At 68.5% G+C, this 17,325-nt stretch carries 19 protein-coding genes; 3 read left to right on the forward strand and 16 right to left on the reverse strand.

What is annotated here, in order from left to right:
• Positions 1–3: 3 nt before the first annotated feature.
• Together M2317_RS12590 and recO are read right to left on the reverse strand one after the other, a co-directional pair.
• Positions 4–807 carry an isoprenyl transferase gene (locus M2317_RS12590; RefSeq protein ID WP_429460633.1) on the reverse strand — a complete coding sequence of 268 codons (804 nt, stop codon included), beginning with the start codon at positions 805–807 and terminating at the stop codon, positions 4–6.
• Positions 804–1,547 (reverse strand): DNA repair protein RecO, encoded by a 744-nt coding sequence (gene recO / locus M2317_RS12595; RefSeq protein WP_429460635.1) that lies wholly within the window; start codon positions 1,545–1,547, stop codon positions 804–806. The genes M2317_RS12590 and recO overlap by 4 nt, the downstream gene beginning before the upstream one ends.
• 36 nt (positions 1,548–1,583) lie before the next feature.
• Between recO and M2317_RS12600 the strand changes: the two genes are divergently transcribed.
• Positions 1,584–2,270: a trimeric intracellular cation channel family protein gene (locus tag M2317_RS12600; RefSeq protein ID WP_429460636.1), complete on the forward strand. Its 687-nt coding sequence runs from the start codon at positions 1,584–1,586 to the stop codon at positions 2,268–2,270.
• Between the two features lies 1 nt (position 2,271).
• Here the strand turns inward: M2317_RS12600 and leuA are convergent, their stop codons facing one another.
• A complete protein-coding gene (gene leuA / locus M2317_RS12605; protein WP_429460638.1) occupies positions 2,272–4,032 on the reverse strand; it encodes a 2-isopropylmalate synthase in 1,761 nt (586 codons plus the stop codon).
• A 191-nt stretch (positions 4,033–4,223) separates the two neighbouring features.
• Between leuA and M2317_RS12610 the strand changes: the two genes are divergently transcribed.
• The gene (locus tag M2317_RS12610; protein WP_429460640.1) at positions 4,224–4,874 is read left to right on the forward strand and encodes a hypothetical protein; all 651 of its coding nucleotides are present in this window, start codon (positions 4,224–4,226) and stop codon (positions 4,872–4,874) included.
• Between the two features lie 8 nt (positions 4,875–4,882).
• Here the strand turns inward: M2317_RS12610 and M2317_RS12615 are convergent, their stop codons facing one another.
• From M2317_RS12615 to hrcA, 11 genes are all read right to left on the reverse strand, one after another.
• The gene (locus tag M2317_RS12615; RefSeq protein ID WP_429460642.1) at positions 4,883–5,386 is read right to left on the reverse strand and encodes a hypothetical protein; all 504 of its coding nucleotides are present in this window, start codon (positions 5,384–5,386) and stop codon (positions 4,883–4,885) included.
• A gap of 15 nt (positions 5,387–5,401) precedes the next feature.
• Positions 5,402–6,379 carry a hypothetical protein gene (locus M2317_RS12620; protein ID WP_429460643.1) on the reverse strand — a complete coding sequence of 326 codons (978 nt, stop codon included), beginning with the start codon at positions 6,377–6,379 and terminating at the stop codon, positions 5,402–5,404.
• Positions 6,376–6,924 (reverse strand): RNA polymerase sigma factor, encoded by a 549-nt coding sequence (locus M2317_RS12625; protein ID WP_429460644.1) that lies wholly within the window; start codon positions 6,922–6,924, stop codon positions 6,376–6,378. The genes M2317_RS12620 and M2317_RS12625 overlap by 4 nt, the downstream gene beginning before the upstream one ends.
• Positions 6,882–7,778, reverse strand: a complete 897-nt coding sequence (era, locus tag M2317_RS12630; RefSeq protein WP_429460646.1) for a GTPase Era — start codon at positions 7,776–7,778, stop codon at positions 6,882–6,884. Before era ends, M2317_RS12625 begins: the two co-directional genes overlap by 43 nt.
• Positions 7,771–9,048 (reverse strand): hemolysin family protein, encoded by a 1,278-nt coding sequence (locus M2317_RS12635; RefSeq protein ID WP_429460647.1) that lies wholly within the window; start codon positions 9,046–9,048, stop codon positions 7,771–7,773. Before M2317_RS12635 ends, era begins: the two co-directional genes overlap by 8 nt.
• Positions 9,045–9,503, reverse strand: coding sequence for an rRNA maturation RNase YbeY (gene ybeY / locus M2317_RS12640; RefSeq protein ID WP_429460649.1), 459 nt, complete (start codon positions 9,501–9,503; stop codon positions 9,045–9,047). The genes M2317_RS12635 and ybeY overlap by 4 nt, the downstream gene beginning before the upstream one ends.
• 28 nt (positions 9,504–9,531) lie before the next feature.
• On the reverse strand, positions 9,532–10,557 hold the full coding sequence (locus M2317_RS12645; RefSeq protein ID WP_429460753.1) for a PhoH family protein: 1,026 nt from the start codon (positions 10,555–10,557) through the stop codon (positions 9,532–9,534).
• Between the two features lie 46 nt (positions 10,558–10,603).
• On the reverse strand, positions 10,604–10,951 hold the full coding sequence (locus M2317_RS12650; protein ID WP_429460651.1) for an HIT domain-containing protein: 348 nt from the start codon (positions 10,949–10,951) through the stop codon (positions 10,604–10,606).
• A 69-nt stretch (positions 10,952–11,020) separates the two neighbouring features.
• A complete protein-coding gene (locus M2317_RS12655; RefSeq protein WP_429460653.1) occupies positions 11,021–11,749 on the reverse strand; it encodes a 16S rRNA (uracil(1498)-N(3))-methyltransferase in 729 nt (242 codons plus the stop codon).
• Between the two features lie 3 nt (positions 11,750–11,752).
• Entirely contained in the window at positions 11,753–12,865 is a 1,113-nt protein-coding gene (gene dnaJ / locus M2317_RS12660; protein WP_429460655.1) for a molecular chaperone DnaJ, read from the reverse strand.
• 2 nt (positions 12,866–12,867) lie between these two features.
• Entirely contained in the window at positions 12,868–13,896 is a 1,029-nt protein-coding gene (gene hrcA / locus M2317_RS12665) for a heat-inducible transcriptional repressor HrcA (protein ID WP_429460657.1), read from the reverse strand.
• A gap of 110 nt (positions 13,897–14,006) precedes the next feature.
• On the opposite strand from hrcA, the gene M2317_RS12670 reads away from it, so the two are divergent.
• Positions 14,007–15,431, forward strand: a complete 1,425-nt coding sequence (locus M2317_RS12670; protein ID WP_429460659.1) for a carboxylesterase/lipase family protein — start codon at positions 14,007–14,009, stop codon at positions 15,429–15,431.
• On the opposite strand, the gene hemW is transcribed toward M2317_RS12670, so the two are convergent.
• Entirely contained in the window at positions 15,421–16,662 is a 1,242-nt protein-coding gene (gene hemW, locus M2317_RS12675) for a radical SAM family heme chaperone HemW (protein WP_429460661.1), read from the reverse strand. The two genes, M2317_RS12670 and hemW, sit on opposite strands and share 11 nt — an antisense overlap.
• Positions 16,662–17,315: a DUF1990 family protein gene (locus M2317_RS12680; protein WP_429460663.1), complete on the reverse strand. Its 654-nt coding sequence runs from the start codon at positions 17,313–17,315 to the stop codon at positions 16,662–16,664. The genes hemW and M2317_RS12680 overlap by 1 nt, the downstream gene beginning before the upstream one ends.
• Between the last annotated feature and the right edge of the window lie 10 nt (positions 17,316–17,325).

Consider the following 17,325-nt stretch of genomic DNA (forward strand, 5'->3'; position numbering starts at 1 on the left):
GAGCTAATGGTTCTCACCAGGGGCGTCCACCGCTCCTCCGAAGCGCCGATCCCGCGACAGATAGACCTCGATCGCCCGCCACAACTCGGTGCGTGAGAAATCCGGCCAGAGCGTGTCCAGGAAGACCATCTCGGCGTAGGCCGACTGCCAGAGCAGAAAATTGGATGTGCGCTGCTCGCCCGAGCTGCGCAGGAACAGGTCGACGTCGGGCATGTCGGGCAAGTAGAGGTGCCGGCGGATCAGCTTCTCGCTGATCGCGTTGGGCTTCACGCGCCCGGCCTTGACCTCCTCCGCGAGCGATCGCATCGCGTCGACCAGCTCGACCCGACCCCCGTAGTTCACGCACATCGTGAGGGTGAGCCCGTCGTTGCCGCGGGTCAGCTCCTCGGCGTACTGCAGCTCTTTGATGACGGAGCCCCACAGGCGGGGTTTTCGTCCCGCCCACCGGATGCGCACGTTCCACTCGTTGAGCTGGTCGCGCCGGCGGTGCAGGACGTCCCGGTTGTAGCCCATGAGGAAGCGGACCTCCTCGGGCGAACGCGCCCAGTTCTCGGTCGAGAACGCGTACACCGACAGGTGCGTGACGCCGGCCTGGATCGCCCCGGCGACGACGTCGAGCAGCACTTCCTCGCCCGCTTTGTGGCCCTCGATGCGGCTGAGTCCGCGCCGGTTCGCCCAGCGCCCGTTGCCGTCCATCACGATCGCGACGTGCGAGGGCACCTTCGGGAACGCCGGCGGGTAGAGTCCGGTCCAGTCCAGCGGACGGTACGCGACCGCATCCTTGTGCGTGAACGGCTTCGGGGTCACCGTGCTCCCTCTTCTGTCGTGCTGCTCACGTGAGCGAGCGAGCGGATGCCGCGCTCGAGGTGCCATTGCGCATACGCCGCGATCACCCCGGACGCCGCTGCGGCGTCCACGCCAGGGGCCGCGTCGATGACGTCCCACTCCCCCGCCATCAGCGCACGCAGCAGGCCCAGGGTCGATGCGGCGATGCGCGGGCTGCCGGCCGGGGCGCATTCCGCGCACACCGCACCACCGAGCTGACCGACGAACGACACGTGCGGCCCGGGCCGCGCGCACCGCGCACAGTCCGACAGGGACGGCGCCCAGCCGGAAAGCGCCATGACGCGCAGCAGGTACGAGTCCAGGATGCTGCGGGGCCGATGCTCGCCGCGCGACAGCGCGCGCAGGCCGCCGACCAGCAGCAAGTACTGATCGCTCGTCGCCTCCGAGTCGCTCAGGCGGTCGGCGGTCTCGACCATCGCGCTCGCAGAGGTGAACCGGTCGTAGTGGGCGGCGATGTCGGTGCCGTAGTGCCCGAGCGATTCCGCCTGCTGCACGATGTCCAGCGATCGGCCCTGGTACAGCTGCACGTCCGCGACCATGAACGGCTCCAGCCGAGCGCCGAACTTCGACGACGTGCGCCGAACGCCCTTCGCGACGGCCCGGATCTTGCCATGACGACGCGACAGCATCGTCACGATCCGATCCGCCTCACCGAGCTTGTGGGTGCGCAGGATCACCGCTTCGTCTCGATAGGTGGGCACTGTCCGATTATCCTCCGCTCACGGGAGAATGGACGCGTGACCGAACCGCTCTTCACCATTCCGCTCTGGGCCGATCTGCTCGGCGTCGGACTCGGCGGCGTCCAGGGGGCGATGTTCGCCTCCGGATTCCAGGGTCAACGGCGCCTCGACCTGCTCGGCGTCACCATCATCGGCATCCTGATCGGGATGGGCGGCGGCCTCATCCGCGATCTGCTGCTGGGACAGCCCCCGGCGACGCTCCAGAACAACTGGTATCTGGTCACCGCCGCCGGGGCCGCCATCATCGGCATGCTCTTGGCAGGCCTGCTGAACCGGGCGAACGCGGTCATCGTGGGTCTCGATGCCGTGGTCATCGGCATGTTCGGTGCTTTTGGCACGAGCAAGGCACTGGGTTTGGGGGTTCCGCCGGTGCCTGCGGTCTTCATCGGCGTGTGCGCCGCCGTGGGCGGCAGCGTCCTGCGGGACGTGATGATGGGCCTGCCGGTGGCGATCATGCACGTCGGCTCGCTGTACGCGGTGGCGGCGGGCGTCGGATGCACGGTGATCGTCGCCCTGCACGGCGTCGGCGTCGACATCGTCACGGCCGGCGTGATCGGGATCGTGGTCACGGCGATCATCCGCGTGCTCGCGGTGATCTTCGATCTCTCATTGCCGGAGCAGCGCCGGCTCTACCGCCGAAAGGTGGCGGCGGAGACCGGCACGATCCCGATCGTCAAGCCCTGACTCAGACGGCGGCGAGCTCCTGCGCGCCCTCGCGTGCACGGATCGAGCGGTTGACCGCCGACACGATCGCCTTGAGGGATGCCGTGGAGATGTCACCGTCGATGCCGACGCCCCACAGGCGATCGCCCTCGACCTGCAGTTCCACGTATGCCGCCGCCTGAGCATCCCCTCCGGTCGAAAGGGTGTGCTCGACGTAGTCGTACAGCGAGATGTCGAATCCGCGCGAGCGGATGATCTCGAGGAACGCCGCGATCGGACCGTTGCCGTGCCCGACCTCGTCGCTGGCCGCCTCGCCGTCGCGCAGACGCACATTCAGCTCCACGTCACCGGTCATCTCGCTCGCCGTGCGCGTCGCGAGGAGCTCGAAGCGGCCCCACTTGTCGGCGATGTCCGCCGACGGAAGGTACTCGTCGCTGAAGATCGACCAGATCGCGTCGCTGGTGACCTCGCCGCCCTCGGCATCCGTCTTGGCCTGCACGACGCCCGAGAACTCGATCTGGAGCTTGCGGGGCAGATCCAACGAGTGGTCGGCCTTCAGCAGATAGGCCACTCCGCCCTTGCCGGACTGCGAGTTCACGCGGATGACGGCCTCGTACGAGCGGCCCAGATCCTTCGGGTCGATCGGCAGATACGGCACAGCCCACTCGATGTCGTCGACGCTCACGCCCTGCTCTTCGGCACGGGCGGCCATGGACTCGAAGCCCTTCTTGATGGCGTCCTGGTGCGAGCCGCTGAAGGCGGTGAAGACGAGGTCACCGCCCCACGGGCTGCGCTCCGGCACGGGCAGCTGGTTGCAGTACTCGACCGTGCGCTTGACCTGGTCGATGTCACTGAAATCGATCTGCGGGTCGATGCCCTGCGTGAACATGTTCACCCCGAGGGTGATCAGATCGACATTGCCGGTGCGCTCGCCGTTGCCGAACAGGCATCCCTCGATGCGGTCGGCGCCGGCCATGTAGCCGAGCTCGGCGGCGGCCACGGCCGTACCGCGGTCGTTGTGCGGGTGCAGGGACAGGATCACGTTCTCGCGGTGCGCGAGATGGCGGTTCATCCACTCGATCGAGTCGGCGTACACGTTCGGCGTCGCCATCTCGACCGTCGCAGGCAGGTTGATGATGACCTTGCGGTCCGGGCTCGGTTCGAGCACCTCGATCACGGCGTTGCACACGTCGACGGCGTACTCGAGCTCGGTGCCCGTGTAGCTCTCCGGCGAGTACTCGTAGAAGACCTGCGTCTCGGGGATGCGCTTCTCGAACTCACGGCAGAGGCGGGCGCCTTCGAGCGCGATCTGCTTCACGCCCTCGCGGTCCGATCGGAACACGACCTCGCGCTGCAGCACGCTGGTCGAGTTGTAGAAGTGCACGATCGCCTGCTTCGCGCCGGCGATCGCCTCGTAGGTGCGCTCGATCAGGTGCTCGCGGCACTGGGTCAGCACCTGGATCGTGACGTCGTCGGGGATGAGGTCCTCTTCGATCAGCTGGCGGACGAAGTCGAAGTCCGTCTGGCTGGCCGAGGGGAACCCGACCTCGATCTCCTTGTAGCCCATGCCGACGAGCAGCTCGAACATGACCCGCTTGCGCTCGGGGGACATCGGATCGATGAGGGCCTGGTTGCCGTCGCGCAGGTCGACCGCGCACCAGCGCGGCGCCTGGGTGATGCGGGCGTCAGGCCAGGTGCGGTCGGGAAGATCGACGCGGATCTGCTCGTGGAACGGCCGGTACTTGTGGACCGGCATCGAAGACGGGCGCTGAGTGTTCTGCATGATGGGCTTCTTCTCTTCGTCAATGTGATCGGGCCAACACAAGCGCCGCGACGAGGAAGGCCCTAATGTCAGGACTCGTCGCGGCAGCTAAGAAGAAGCAGACCGCCGAAAGGCATGCCGCCATGCTACCAGGGCATCACGGATGCGACGACTCCGGTGAGACGATCGTATGCACGCAGACGCTGAAGGATATGAGCAGAATGCACATTCGTCGGTCGGCCGTCGGACTCGTCCTGATCGGAATGCTCGTTGTCGGCGCCTGCGCCGCGCAGCCGGGCGCGCCCGCCCCCGTGAGTTCAGATGCCCCGTCGGGTCAGAGCCTCGGCTCGCTGATGCCGGGACCGCCGGATGCCACGGTCATCGGCACAGGGACCGTGATGGACATCGACGGTGACGTGAAGCTCTGTCTCGGCGGGATCGCGGAATCGTATCCGCCGCAGTGCTCCGGCATCCCTGTGATCGGGTGGAGCTGGCACGGAGTCGACGGCAGCGAACAGGTCGACGACGTGCGCTGGGGCGCCTACGCCGTCACAGGTGACTACGACGGCGAGGCCTTCACCGCGACGGAGGCGCCCACCTTGCTCGCCCTCTACGATCCGAGGGGGTTGGAGGAGGAGGACGAGCACGAGGGGTCGAGAACCGATCAGGAACTCCAGGTCCTCCAGGACGAGATCATCACCCGTTTCTCGAGCGAACCCGAGATGCTGCTGGGCTCGTGGCCCGCAGGCGGCCGCCTCGTGGTCGACGTCGTCTGGGACGACGGCACGCTGCAGCGGGCTGCGGACGACGATTTCGGAGCGGATGCTGTGGTCATCCGCTCCGCACTGCGCGAAGTCGAATGATCAGCGGATCAGGAGACGCAGCTGATGCGGCTGACCGAGCCGTACACGTTCGTCCAGTTGCCGGCGTACGCGGTCGCGCGGACGGTCGTGCCGTACTTCGCCTGCATGTAGCCGCTGGAGCGCGCATCGGCGATGGAGCGCACCACGAAGGTTCCCACCGGGTAGGACGTGTTGCAGGTGCCCCAGCTCAGCTTCGCGCCGTTCGTGCCGGACAGCGAGAAGGCGCAGACCTTTCCGGACGCACACGCGCCGACGGACGCGAGCGCCGCGGAAGAACGCGCGGCGGGCGACTCCGCCTGCGGCGCGGCGACGGCCATCTCCATGTCGAGCCCTGGCCACACGGCGTGGTACTCGTCGAGCACGACGCCGCCGGGAACTGCTTCGAGCATGGCGGTGATCTGCGGATCCGGCGTGATCGGCGTCGCAGCGGCGGCCGTCGCGGCCGGCGCGCCGAGCACTCCGGCGATCAGGAAGGCCGCTCCGGCCAGGGCTGCAGTGATGGCTCGCTTCATCGAGAACTCCTCAGTTCAGATCCACAGGTTGTACATGACGACAGCGCCCTCCGGAATGATGCCGTCCGCCGAAGCCTGTTCGGTCTCCACACCCACGATCCGCCCCGACTCGGTGCTGATCAGGACCGTCTCATCCGTCCCGTCTCCCGCGCCCGGCACGCTCAGAGCGTACACCGGCCTGCCGAGTCGGTCTGTGCTCGCACCGAGCACGCTCACGCCGTCCTCGGCCTCCAGCATCTCGAGCACCACGGCGTGCTGCGCATCGGTGAGCGTCCACTGATCGAATGCCGTGATGAGCGAATCGACGAGCTGCGAAGCATCCGGGTCGGCGGGCATCCCGTACGCGACGAGCATCGCCTGCACGTCGTCGGCGCTGTCGCCCGGTGCCTCGACGACCGGGGTGTTGAACTCGCCGGGCTTCATCTGGAGGTCCATGAGCACGGTGCCGCCGGGAATCGCCTCGGCGGTACCGTCCTGCGTGTCCGAGGGCCAGTAGGAATCACCGGCGACCGTGACGAGGCGGCCGGAGAGATCCTCGTTCCAGGTCAGGGTCGAGAACTGCGGAACCACGGCCATCTGCTGCTCGTCGACGTCGACCGAGAGGGCCCAGATGGCTGACTCCACGCTCCGCTCGGGCTCGATGACCCCCCTGCCTTCGGCAAGGAGCGCGGTCGACCGCTCTACGATCTGCTGCGTGGAACCCGCATCGGTGAAGCTCAACGGCGCCGGCGTCACAGCGACGGCTTGCCCCGCCGGCAGCGCCAGGCCGAACACCACGGCACCGGCCGCGGCCGTCGCGGTGAGAGCTGTCGCCCACGCCACGCGCACGCTTCGGCGCCGCGTGGGGCGCGCAGACGACTGTCCGGTCCGGACGATGCGCTCCCGCATCCGGATCGCTGCCGCGTCCAGCTCTGCTTCCTTGGGAGTCCTCGCAGGATTCGCCTCGATCAGCAGACGCGTGAGCGCGTCGTCTTCGAGCACGGTGACCATCATGATCCACCCTCCAGTGCAGTGCGCAGCCTGTCGCGCGCCCGCCGAAGCGTGGCGCGCACCGCCCCCGGCCGGCTGCGCATGACTTCTCCGGTCTCTCCGACGGAAAGACCATCCCAATACACCAGGACGACGACCCTGCGCTCGCGCTGGCTCAGCTGCGCCATCGCACGGAGGACGTCCCGTCGGTCGAGAGTACTCCCTCCGGCTGCGTTGGTCACGACATTCTTCTGCACGGCGTCGAGGACCGAGTCGCGCACATCACCCCGTCGACGTCGCTCGCGCAGGATGCCTTCCGCGATGCGCAGCAACCACGTGAGCCCCGCGGGTCTCGATACCCGCAGTCGCTCCCACGCGAGCTGGAACACTTCGGCCACCGCTTCGTACACCTCGGCATCCACACCCAGGTAGCACTCGACGTGACGGGTGACGGGCAGCCAGTAGTCCGTGAAGAGCTGGTCGAAGACGCGGCGCTTCTCCGCCTGGCGCTGCTCCGACCGGGTGTTCAGAATCCCAGCCGTCCCAGCTGCTTCGGGTCGCGCTGCCACTCCTTCGCGACCTTGACGTGGAGGCCGAGGAACACCCTCGTGCCCAGCAGCTCTTCTATCCCGGTGCGCGATCGCGCACCGACGTCCTTGAGGCGCGACCCCTTGTGTCCGATGATGATCGCCTTCTGACTGTCCCGCTCGACGACGATCTGCGCGTGCACATCGGTGAGGTCGCTGTTCTCACGGGGCGCGATGTCGTCGATGACCACGGCGATCGAGTGCGGCAGCTCATCGCGGACGCCCTCGAGAGCGGCTTCCCGGATGATCTCGGCGATGCGGTCCTCGGTGGACTCGTCGGTCGTGACGCCGGCGGGGTAGAGCGCGGGGCCTTCGGGCATCAGTTGCAGGATCTCGTCCGCCAGCACATCCAGCTGCTCGCGTGCGACCGCGGACAGCGGGATGACGGCGGACCAGTCCTCGCGCAGCGCATCGACCTCCATGAGGCGTTCTGTGATCTCGTCGCGGGACGCAGCATCCGTCTTGGTCACGATCGCGATCTTCTTCGCCCGGGGATAGCCGTCCAGAGATGCCGCGATGCGCCGATCTCCCGGCCCTACCTTCTCGGTGGCCGGCACGCAGAAGCCGATCACATCGACGTCGCCGAGCACCTGCTCGACCAGGTTGTTGAGCCGTTCGCCCAGCAGGGTGCGCGGCTTGTGGATGCCGGGAGTGTCCACGATGACGAGCTGGCCGTCCGGGCGATTGAGGATGCCGCGGATCGCGCGCCGCGTCGTCTGGGGCTTCTCGCTGGTGATGGCGATCTTCTCACCCACGAGCGCGTTGGTCAGTGTGGATTTGCCGACGTTCGGACGCCCGACGAAGGTCGCGAACCCGCTCCGAGAGTGGTCAGTCATCGTTGTCTCCTTCGTCGGCGTCCGGCGCGCGCTCCACGAACACCGTCGCAATACCCCGCCCGCGGCCTCGGGATGCGCCGCCGGTCAGTATGAGTCCATCCTGCACCGCGGTGGCGCCCGGTTGGGGAACCTGGCCGAGAGCCTTGCCGAGAAGGCCGCCGATCGAATCGACGTCCTCATCCTCGAGCTCGAGCCCGAACAGGTCGCCGACGTCCTCGAGCGAGAGCCGTGCGCTGACCCGGTAGGCGCCGTCGCCGAGCTCGACGACCTCGGCCGGGCCGTGGTCGTACTCATCGGCGATCTCACCGACGAGCTCCTCGATGAGGTCTTCGAGCGTCACGAGACCCGAGATCCCGCCGTGCTCGTCGATCACGATGCACACGTGGACGGCGTCGCGCTTCATCTGCTGCAGCAGCGTCTCGGCACGCATCGATTCGGGGACGAACGTCGCGGGTCGTGCGATCGGGCGCACGGGAACCCCTCGCCACGCGTTCTCGTCGCGGTACGCGAACTGCACCAGGTCCTTCAGGTAGAGCACGCCGACCACGTCGTCCGCGTCGTCATCCACGACAGGCATCCGGGAGACTCCGCGGGTCAGGAAGAGCTCCATGGCATCGCTGGTCGTCGCATCCGCAGCCACCGCCAGCATCTCGGTTCGAGGCACCATGACGGCGCGGACGAACTGATCGGTGAAATCGAAGACCGAGTGGATGAGGTCTCGGTCGTCCTCTTCGATGAGGTCGTTCGAGGCTGCCTCGTCGACCATGCTGAGCAGCTGGTCCTCGCTCGTGAACGAGCTGCGCCCCGCGCCAGGAGTCACTCGGTTACCGAGCGCGACGAGACCCTGCGCGAGCGGGCCGAGGATGATCCGCAGACCGCGGACGATCGGAGCGCACGCACGCAGCAGACCCGGTGCCCGGTGGCGCCCCACCGACCGAGGACTCGCACCCACGAGGACGAACGTGATGCCGGTCATGAGAACGGCGGCGGCGAGCATCGCCCACCAGATGTTGCCGAACAGGTTCGTGAAGGCGACCGTGACGAGAACCGCGGCCGTCGTCTCGGCGAGCACGCGGATGAACGCTACGGCGTTGACGTGCACGTCGGGGTCAGCCGCGATCCTGCGCAGCGACGCCGCATTGCGGCCCTGCTCACCGAGCTCTTCGAGGTCCGAGCGGGAGGTGACGCCGAACGCGGCATCGATCGCCGACATCAGGCCACCGAACGCCACCAGGAGAACAGCGGCGATGAGCAGCAGCGTCTCGGTCATCGCGCGCGTTCAGCGTGGGCGAACCCCACGATCAGTTCCTTCTGCAGACCGAACATCTCGCGTTCCTCGTCCGGCTCGGCATGATCGAATCCGAGCAGGTGCAGCAGTCCGTGCGTGGTGAGAAGTATCAGCTCGTCCATCAGAGTGTGGCCGGCGGCCTGCGCCTGCGTCTCGGCGACCTGCGGACACAGCACGATGTCTCCTAGCAGCCCTGGCGCTGTCGGGCGGTCCTCGGTCCCAGGGCGCAATTCGTCCATCGGGAAGCTCAGGACATCGGTGGGTCCCGGCTCGTCCATCCACTGCACGTGCAGCGCCTCCATCGCGCCCTCGTCGACGAGCACGATGGCGACCTCGGCATCGGGGCTGACGTGGAGCTGAGCCAGGTTGAAGTCGGTGAGCCGCTGCAGCACGGTCTCATCGATCTCGATGGCGGACTCGTTGTTTATCTCGATCATGCTCGTCCTCGCTCGGGCTCGCTCGGGCTCATGACAGCCCTCGCTTCGGCATCCGGTCCCTCGGTCCTGGCCGCAGCCCGGTGCGCCGGTCGGCGCGGTTCGCGAACTCGTGCGCCTGCTCGCGCTCGACCTTGGCGGCCGTGCGCTGCTCGTCGTATTCGCTGTACGCGTCGACGATGCGTCCGACCAGCGAATGCCGCACGACGTCCGCACTCGTGAGCCGGGAGAAGTGGATGTCCTCGATCTCGTTGAGCACGCGCGTCACCAGACGGAGTCCGGAGGCACCCTGTGGAAGGTCGACCTGTGTGATGTCACCTGTGACGACCATCTTCGTGCCGAACCCGAGTCGCGTCAGGAACATCTTCATCTGCTCGGGTGTGGTGTTCTGCGCCTCGTCCAGCACGACGAAGGAGTCGTTGAGCGTGCGCCCGCGCATGTAGGCGAGAGGGGCGACCTCGATCGTGCCGGTGGCCATGAGGCGCGGCACGATCTCGGGGTCCATCATCTCGTTGAGCGCGTCGTAGAGCGGGCGCAGGTACGGGTCGATCTTGTCGGTCAGCGTGCCGGGGAGGAATCCGAGCCGTTCCCCTGCCTCGACTGCAGGACGCGTGAGGATGATCCGGGTCACCTCCTTGCGCTGCAGCGCCTGGACCGCCTTCGCCATCGCGAGATAGGTCTTTCCGGTGCCGGCCGGGCCGATGCCGAAGACGATCGTGTTCTCCTCGATCGCGTCGACGTACTCCTTCTGGCCGAGAGTCTTCGGGCGGATCACCTTGCCGCGCGTGGACAGGATCGCCTCGCCGAGCACCTCGCTCGGGCGCGGGCCGCCTTCCTGCCTGAGCATCCGGGCCGAGCTGCTGACGTCGCTCGGGGCGAGGTCGTGGCCTTGCTTCGTCATCGTGAGCAGTTCCTCCACGAGGGTCTTGGCGGCGGCGACGCGAACGGCGTCGCCGGAGAGAGTGATCTCATTGCCCCGGACGAGCACTTCGACATCCGGGTGCTCCTTCTCGAGCATCCGGAGAAGGCGGTCCTGCGGGCCGAGCAGCTGCACCATGGCGATGCCGTCGGCGTAGATGCGCTCGGTGACGCTGCTCGAATCGTCAGAGGCCAACGAGGTCGTCCTGTCCCAGGTTGCCGAGAACGTGCGCGTGCACGTGGAACACCGACTGACCTGCGCGCGCGCCGTTGTTGAAGATCAGGCGGTACTCGCCGTCCGCATGCTCGTCGGCGAGCCGCTTCGCGGCGGCGACGAGTTCCGCCAGCAGCCCAGGGTCCCCCGCTGCGAGTTCGGTGACATCGCGGTACTGCTCGGTCTTGGGGATCACGAGCGCGTGCAGAGGCGCCTGCGGGTTGATGTCGCGGATCGCGAAGACCCGCTCGTCGTCGAGCAGGAGCTCACCGGGGATCTCCCCGGTGAGGATGCGCGTGAAGATCGAGGGCGACGTCATGGGGCCAGTCTATCCGGCGCCGGACAGCGGCGGCCGTGGGTCGGAGCCGACGCCGTCACCGGATCCGGGTCACCAGCGCCCGAGGCTCGCGGACAGCACGGCGATCGCCGCAGGCCCCGCGGTCGACGTGCGCAGCACGGTGTCGCCCAGGCGCACCCGCTCCGCACCGGCCGCGGAGAGACGCTCGAGCTCCTCCGGCGCGATTCCGCCCTCCGGTCCGACCACCAGCACGAGGTCGCGTCCGTCCGGTTCGACCAGGGACAGACGATCCTCCGCCGTGGGGTCGAGCACGAGCATCCGCTCCTCCCCCGCGCGCTGCGCGAGCTGCGCCGTCGAGTTCACCGGCGACACTGTCGGGATCCAGGCGCGATGCGCCTGCTTGGCGGCCTCGCGCACGATCGACGCCCAGCGCTCGCGCCCCTTCGCGGCCTTCGGCCCCTCCCAGCGCGAAACGCTCCTCGCCGCCTGCCAGGGCACGATCTCATCCACTCCGAGTTCGCACGACGCCTGCACGGCGAGCTCGTCGCGGTCGCCCTTCGCGAGCGCCTGCACGAGCACCAGACGCGGAGACGGCTTCGCGATCTCGTGGCGGCGTCCGATACGGACGTCGACGCGCGACGCCGATACATCGACGGCCGAACCGTCCAGCCAGACCCCGGCGCCGTCCCCGATCGTGATCGTCTCGCCGACCCGCACACGGCGGACCACGGCGGCGTGCTTCGCCTCGGCACCCGTGAGCGAGACGATGCTCCCTTCACCGGCATCCGACGCGGATTCGACGACGAAGTGCAGCGCCATGACTCAGTGCCCGCGGAACCGGTCGCGGAGCTTGGAGAAGAGCCCCTGCTGGAACTGTGCGAGCTGAGGCTTCGGCGCCTTGGCCTTCTTCGCGAAGTCCTCGATCAGGCGGCGCTGGGCCGAATCCAGCTTGGTGGGCGTGAGCACCTGCACTCCGACCCGGAGGTCGCCGCGCTGCGTGCCGCGCAGCGGCGTGATGCCGCGGCCCTTGATGGTCAGGACATCACCGGACTGCACACCCGGCCGGATCTCGAGGTCTACGGGTCCGTCGAGCCCGTCGATCGTCGTCTCCGTGCCGAGGACGGCATCCGTCATCGCGACCTCGAGGGTCGCGAGCAGATCGTCGCCCTCGCGGCTGAACGTGGCGTGCGACGCGACCGAGACCTCGACGTACAGATCGCCGTTCGGACCGCCGGCCTTGCCGACCTCGCCGGAACCGGGCAGCTGCAGGCGCAGCCCCGTCTCGACGCCGGCCGGGATGTCCAGCGACACCGTCCGGCGCGAGCGGACCCGGCCCTGACCGGCGCATGTCGCGCACGGGTACGGAATCGTCGTGCCGTAGCCCTCGCACGTTCCGCACGGCTGGGAGGTGACGACGTTGCCGAGAAGGCTCCGAACCTGACGCTGCACGTGCCCGGAGCCGCCGCAGATGTCGCACGTCACGGGCGACGTGCCCTCCTGGCAGCAGGAGCCCTGACACGTCTCGCAGAGCACCGCGGTGTCGACCTCGATGTCCCGGTGCGCGCCGAAGACCACGTCTCCGAGGTCGAGATCGACCCGCACGAGTGCATCCTGGCCGCGCTCGCGACGAGATCGGGGGCGCGCACTCCGGCCGCCGCCCGCCGCGCCGAAGAACGTCTCGAAGATGTCCCCGAACCCGCCGAAGCCGCCGGCACCGAATCCGCCGTTGTCGTCGCCGCCCATGTCGTAGCGGCGTCGCGACTCCTCGTCACTGAGCACGTCGTATGCGTGCGTGACGAGCTTGAACCGCTCCGACGCATCGTCACCCGGATTCACATCCGGGTGCAGCTGCCGCGCCAGTCGCCGGTACGCCTTCTTGATCTCGTCCTGGGACGCGTCGCGCGACACCCCGAGGACCTCATAGTGGTCCGCCACAGTCACCTCTCGTCTTCGTCGAGCAACCGGGACAGGTAGCGGGCCACAGCCCGCGCAGCCGCCAGATTGCTCGGATAGTCCATCCGGGTCGGGCCCATCACGCCGACCCGCGCCATCCCGCCAGGGGTGGCGTAGTTGCTCGCCACGATCGAGGCCTCGCCCAGACCGAACGGCTCGTTCTCCGTGCCGATGCTGGCCGCGAGTCCCTGCTCGTCGGTCACCATCTCGCTCATCAGCCGCAGCAGCGTCACCTGCTCCTCGATCGCCTCGAGAAGCGGGTGGATGCTGCCGCGGAAGTCCTGTTCCCGTCGAGCCAGAGTCGCAGCTCCTGCCATGACGAGCTTCTCCTGACGGAACTCGTCCAGCTCCTCTGCGATGACGCCGGCCAGTACGCGCTGAGCGATGTCGGTGCGCCCGGGCTTCACCGTCGCGGCGAGGGCGCCGACCAGTTCGCGCGCCTCGCTCACGGCCCGCCCGGTGATGGATGCGGACAACCGGGCACGCAGCACTGCGACCTCGGCCTCGTCCAGATCGACCGGGAGACCGGCGATGCGCTGGGAGACGCCCCCGGCGTCGGTGACGAGCACGACGAGCAGCCGATTCGGTGCGAGCGCGACGAGTTCGAGATGCGTGAGATGCGCGCGCGCGAACGACGGATACTGCGCCAGCGCCACCTGTCCGGTGAGCTGCGTGAGCACGCGGACCGTACGCGCCATCAGGTCGTCGAGATCGGTCGGGTCCGCGAGGAACATCTCGATCGCGCTGCGCTGTGCCGTGGAGAGCGGACGCAACTGGGCGAGGTGGTTGACGAAGACCCGATAGCCCTTGTCCGTCGGCACCCGCCCCGACGACGTGTGCGGAGCCGTGATCAGCTCCTCGTCCTCGAGCAGCGCCATGTCATTGCGGATGGTCGCCGCCGAGACACCGAACGAGTAGCGGTCGACGATCGACTTGCTCCCGACCGGCTCATGCGTGGCGACATAGTCCTGCACGATCGCCCGGAGCACCTGCAGACCGCGCTCAGTGACCATGACCGCTCTCCTCCCGCTGGCACTCACTGCTTCCGAGTGCCAATTCTACCCGTCGCTCGAGTCCGACCGCGCTCATGTCGCGGATCGGGCGCGCCCGTACGATGAAGGACATGAGCGCTCACCCTCAGGTCACCATCTCCACCGGCATCCTGAAGGGCGAAGCGGATGCCGGGATCCGACGTTTTCTCGGCATCCCGTACGCGGCCCCGCCGTTCGGTGCGAACCGCTTCCACGAACCGCAGCCGCCCGCCGCCTGGGAGGGTGTGCGCGACGCCACCGCGTTCGGCCCCACCGCCCCGCAGCTGCCGTACCCCGGGGCGATCGGCGAACTGCTCGGCAGCGTGAGGATCCCCGGCGACGACATCCTCACGGCGAACGTCTGGAGTCCAGAGGGCGCCGCCGGGGCACCGGTGGTGCTCTGGATCCACGGCGGCGCCTTCGAGCGCGGAGCGCCGGCCCTGCCCGGCTACGACGGCACGGCTTTCGCCAGGGCCGGTGTCGTCTTCGCCTCGATCGGCTATCGGCTCGGGTCCGAGGGCTTCTCGGTCCTCGACGGTGCGCCGCGCAACCTCGGGCTACGCGACGTCGCCGCCGGCCTGGAGTGGGTGCATCGTGAGATCTCGGCCTTCGGAGGCGACCCCGCGCGCATCACCGTGATGGGTGAATCGGCCGGTGGATCACTCGTCGCCGGTCTCCTCGCCCGTGACGATTCACGGGCGCTTGTCTCCCGGGCGATCATCCAGTCCGGCCCCCTGCAGGCGCAGTCCGCGCAGAAGGCCGGTCGCGTCACGGCCCAGCTCGCCAAGCGGCTCGGCATCCGACCGACGAGGGACGCTTTCGCAGCTGTCGCGCCGGATGAGCTACTCGAGGCGCGCCGGCAGCACGCGACCGGAAGCTCGCCGCTGGGCGGCGCTCCCGGGTTCCAGCTCACGATCGACCCCGAGAGCCTGCCGCGTTCCCCGCACGACGTACTCGCCTCGATCGAGACGCCCCTGCTGATCGGATCCAACACGGACGAGTACCGGCTCTGGTTCACGCCCGAGGCACTCGCCGGCGTGACGGAGCTCAAGCTGTTCGCCGCCCGCCTGGCGCTGCGTATCCCCGCGCGCGCGATCCGCGCCTACCGGAGCGCGTGGCCCGGCGCCTCCACCGGTGAGATCTTCGGCCAGGTGGCGACCGATGCCATCCTCCGCGCACCGGCCACGCGCGTCGCCACGGCGAAGCCGTCGCCGACCTACCTGTACGAATTCGCGTGGCAGAGCCCCGTGCGTGACCTGCGCGCCGCGCACGCGCTCGAGCTCGGCTTCGTCTTCGACCGACTCGCGGATGCCGAGTCGCACCGACTCGCGGGCCCTGATGCTCCGCGGGAGCTGGCCGCCGCGATGAATGCGGACTGGATCCGCTTCATCGCGACGGGAGATCCGGGCTGGCCGGCCTTCGACGAGAGCCGAACGACCCGCCGGTACGACACACGGATCAGCGATGGTCCCCAGCGCAGGCAGGAGCCTCTGGATCTGCTGCCGCTCAGTCCGTGAGCTCGCGCACCACTGCGTCGGCCAGCAGCCGACCCTTCAGCGTCAGCTGCACGCGGCCGGAGAGCGCTGCGGCGGGCTCGACGAGGCCATCGGCGATCAGGCCCGCAACGCGCGAACGATTCGAATCGGGAAGATCGGCGATCGCGATGCCCTCACGGATCCGGCTCAGCAGGAGCACCCGCTCGAGCATCCGGGACTCCTCATCCGGCCGTTCGGTGCCGGCTGCCGGCGACTCGGATGCCGCGAGCCGCTGAGCATACGCAGCCGGATGCTTGACGTTCCACCAGCGCAGCCCGGCGACATGGCTGTGGGCTCCGGGGCCGAACCCCCACCAGTCCGTACCGCGCCAATAGGCGAGATTGTGACGCGAGCGGTTGCCCGTCGATTCGGCACCTGAGCCTGTCGAAGGGCGAGCCCAATTGCTCACCTCGTACCACTCGAACCCGGCATCCGCGAGACGGCGGTCGGCGAGCTCGTACATGTCGGCCTGCAGATCGTCGTCCGGTTTCGGGACCTCGCCGCGGCGGATCTGACGCGCGAGCTTCGTGCCGTCCTCGATGATGAGCGCGTATGCGGAGATGTGATCCGGCGACAGTGCCAGCGCAGTATCCAGCGAGGTCTCCCAATCGGCCAGCGACTCCCCCGGCGCTCCGTAGATGAGATCCACGCTCACGGCGAGTCCGGCGTCGCGCGCCGCCTCGACCGCGGTGCGCACGTTCGCCGGTTCGTGCGTGCGGTCCAGGGTGGCGAGCACGTGCGGCACCGCGGACTGCATTCCGATCGAGAGACGCGTGACCCCGGCATCCACGAGCGTCTTCGCCACCTCCGGCGTGACCGTGTCCGGGTTCGCCTCGACCGTGACCTCCGCCCCGTCGCGCAGCCCGAAGGCATCAGCCGCCGCTGTCAGCATCCGTGCCAGATCGCCCGCCGGGAGCAGCGTCGGCGTGCCACCGCCGAAGAAGACGGTGTCCATCGGCCGCAGCGCGCCGGCGTCCGAGAGCACTCGACGCGCGAGGTCGATCTCGGCGATCAGCGTCGTGGCGTAGTCCTCCTGCTTCGCGCCGCGCAACTCGCTCGACGTGTACGTGTTGAAGTCGCAGTATCCGCAGCGCACCCGGCAGAACGGCACGTGCAGGTACGCCGAGAACGGAGTCTCGCCGTCGATCCGCAGATCGGCGGGCAGGCGACCGTCGACGGGTGCCGGATCGCCGATCGGAAGGGGCCCCGCCATCAGAGCGGAGTCGCGTACAACGGGGAGATCGCCCGCAGGTACCGTGCGAAGAGTTCACGACGACGACGCTTCACGAGCGCCGGAAGCGTGCGATACAGCAGGCCGCTCGGCGCGTCGAACGCACGGACCGTGAACCAGACCTCGTCGTTGTCCTCGCGCCACTCGATGTCGAACGATTCCTCGCCCTTCACCACGGACCCGCCGACGGTGCCCAGCACGAAGCCGATGCGCCTGGCGTCCTCGGTCACCGAGATCACACGCAGTTCGGCATCCGCGCGCATCCCGGCGACGCGGCCGCGCAGATGCACGGTCATGCCGGCGCCGGCGTACGGAAGCCCCTCTGAATCGAAGCGCTGCTCGACGTCACGACGGCTGGGCGCGATCGCATTGCCCTCGGCATCGAAGCTGACGCCCGAGTAGGAGGGTCCCGGTGCCGGGCGGACATCGTCGACGGAGAGTCCGGCCGCGCGCTGCGCCGTCCAGGACAGCAGTGCGTCACCCGCCGTCCGGAAGCGCTCGGCTCCGCTGCCGATCCGCCAGGCGTTCTCCGCGGGGATGCTGTGCTCCGGCGGATACTGCATGAGGTCGGGGGCATGAGTCGCCCCCACGGCCGCATAGTCCACCGTGTCGTCTCGGAAGGTACCGCGCCGCATGATCTCCAGC

The organism is Microbacterium sp. ZKA21 (assembly GCF_050434165.1).
Lineage (GTDB): Bacteria > Actinomycetota > Actinomycetes > Actinomycetales > Microbacteriaceae > Microbacterium.

Bases quoted from the DNA above. Each gene is read 5' to 3' on its own strand.
- leuA (WP_429460638.1), bottom strand. From the start codon at position 4,032: ATGCAGAACACTCAGCGCCCGTCTTCGATGCCGGTCCACAAGTACCGG.
- M2317_RS12610 (WP_429460640.1), top strand. From the start codon at position 4,224: ATGAGCAGAATGCACATTCGTCGGTCGGCCGTCGGACTCGTCCTGATC.
- M2317_RS12615 (WP_429460642.1), bottom strand. From the start codon at position 5,386: ATGAAGCGAGCCATCACTGCAGCCCTGGCCGGAGCGGCCTTCCTGATC.
- M2317_RS12620 (WP_429460643.1), bottom strand. From the start codon at position 6,379: ATGATGGTCACCGTGCTCGAAGACGACGCGCTCACGCGTCTGCTGATC.
- era (WP_429460646.1), bottom strand. From the start codon at position 7,778: ATGACTGACCACTCTCGGAGCGGGTTCGCGACCTTCGTCGGGCGTCCG.
- M2317_RS12635 (WP_429460647.1), bottom strand. From the start codon at position 9,048: ATGACCGAGACGCTGCTGCTCATCGCCGCTGTTCTCCTGGTGGCGTTC.
- ybeY (WP_429460649.1), bottom strand. From the start codon at position 9,503: ATGATCGAGATAAACAACGAGTCCGCCATCGAGATCGATGAGACCGTG.
- M2317_RS12645 (WP_429460753.1), bottom strand. From the start codon at position 10,557: ATGGTGCAGCTGCTCGGCCCGCAGGACCGCCTTCTCCGGATGCTCGAG.
- M2317_RS12650 (WP_429460651.1), bottom strand. From the start codon at position 10,951: ATGACGTCGCCCTCGATCTTCACGCGCATCCTCACCGGGGAGATCCCC.
- M2317_RS12655 (WP_429460653.1), bottom strand. From the start codon at position 11,749: ATGGCGCTGCACTTCGTCGTCGAATCCGCGTCGGATGCCGGTGAAGGG.
- hrcA (WP_429460657.1), bottom strand. From the start codon at position 13,896: ATGGTCACTGAGCGCGGTCTGCAGGTGCTCCGGGCGATCGTGCAGGAC.
- M2317_RS12670 (WP_429460659.1), top strand. From the start codon at position 14,007: ATGAGCGCTCACCCTCAGGTCACCATCTCCACCGGCATCCTGAAGGGC.
- hemW (WP_429460661.1), bottom strand. From the start codon at position 16,662: ATGGCGGGGCCCCTTCCGATCGGCGATCCGGCACCCGTCGACGGTCGC.
- M2317_RS12680 (WP_429460663.1), bottom strand. From the start codon at position 17,315: ATGCGGCGCGGTACCTTCCGAGACGACACGGTGGACTATGCGGCCGTG.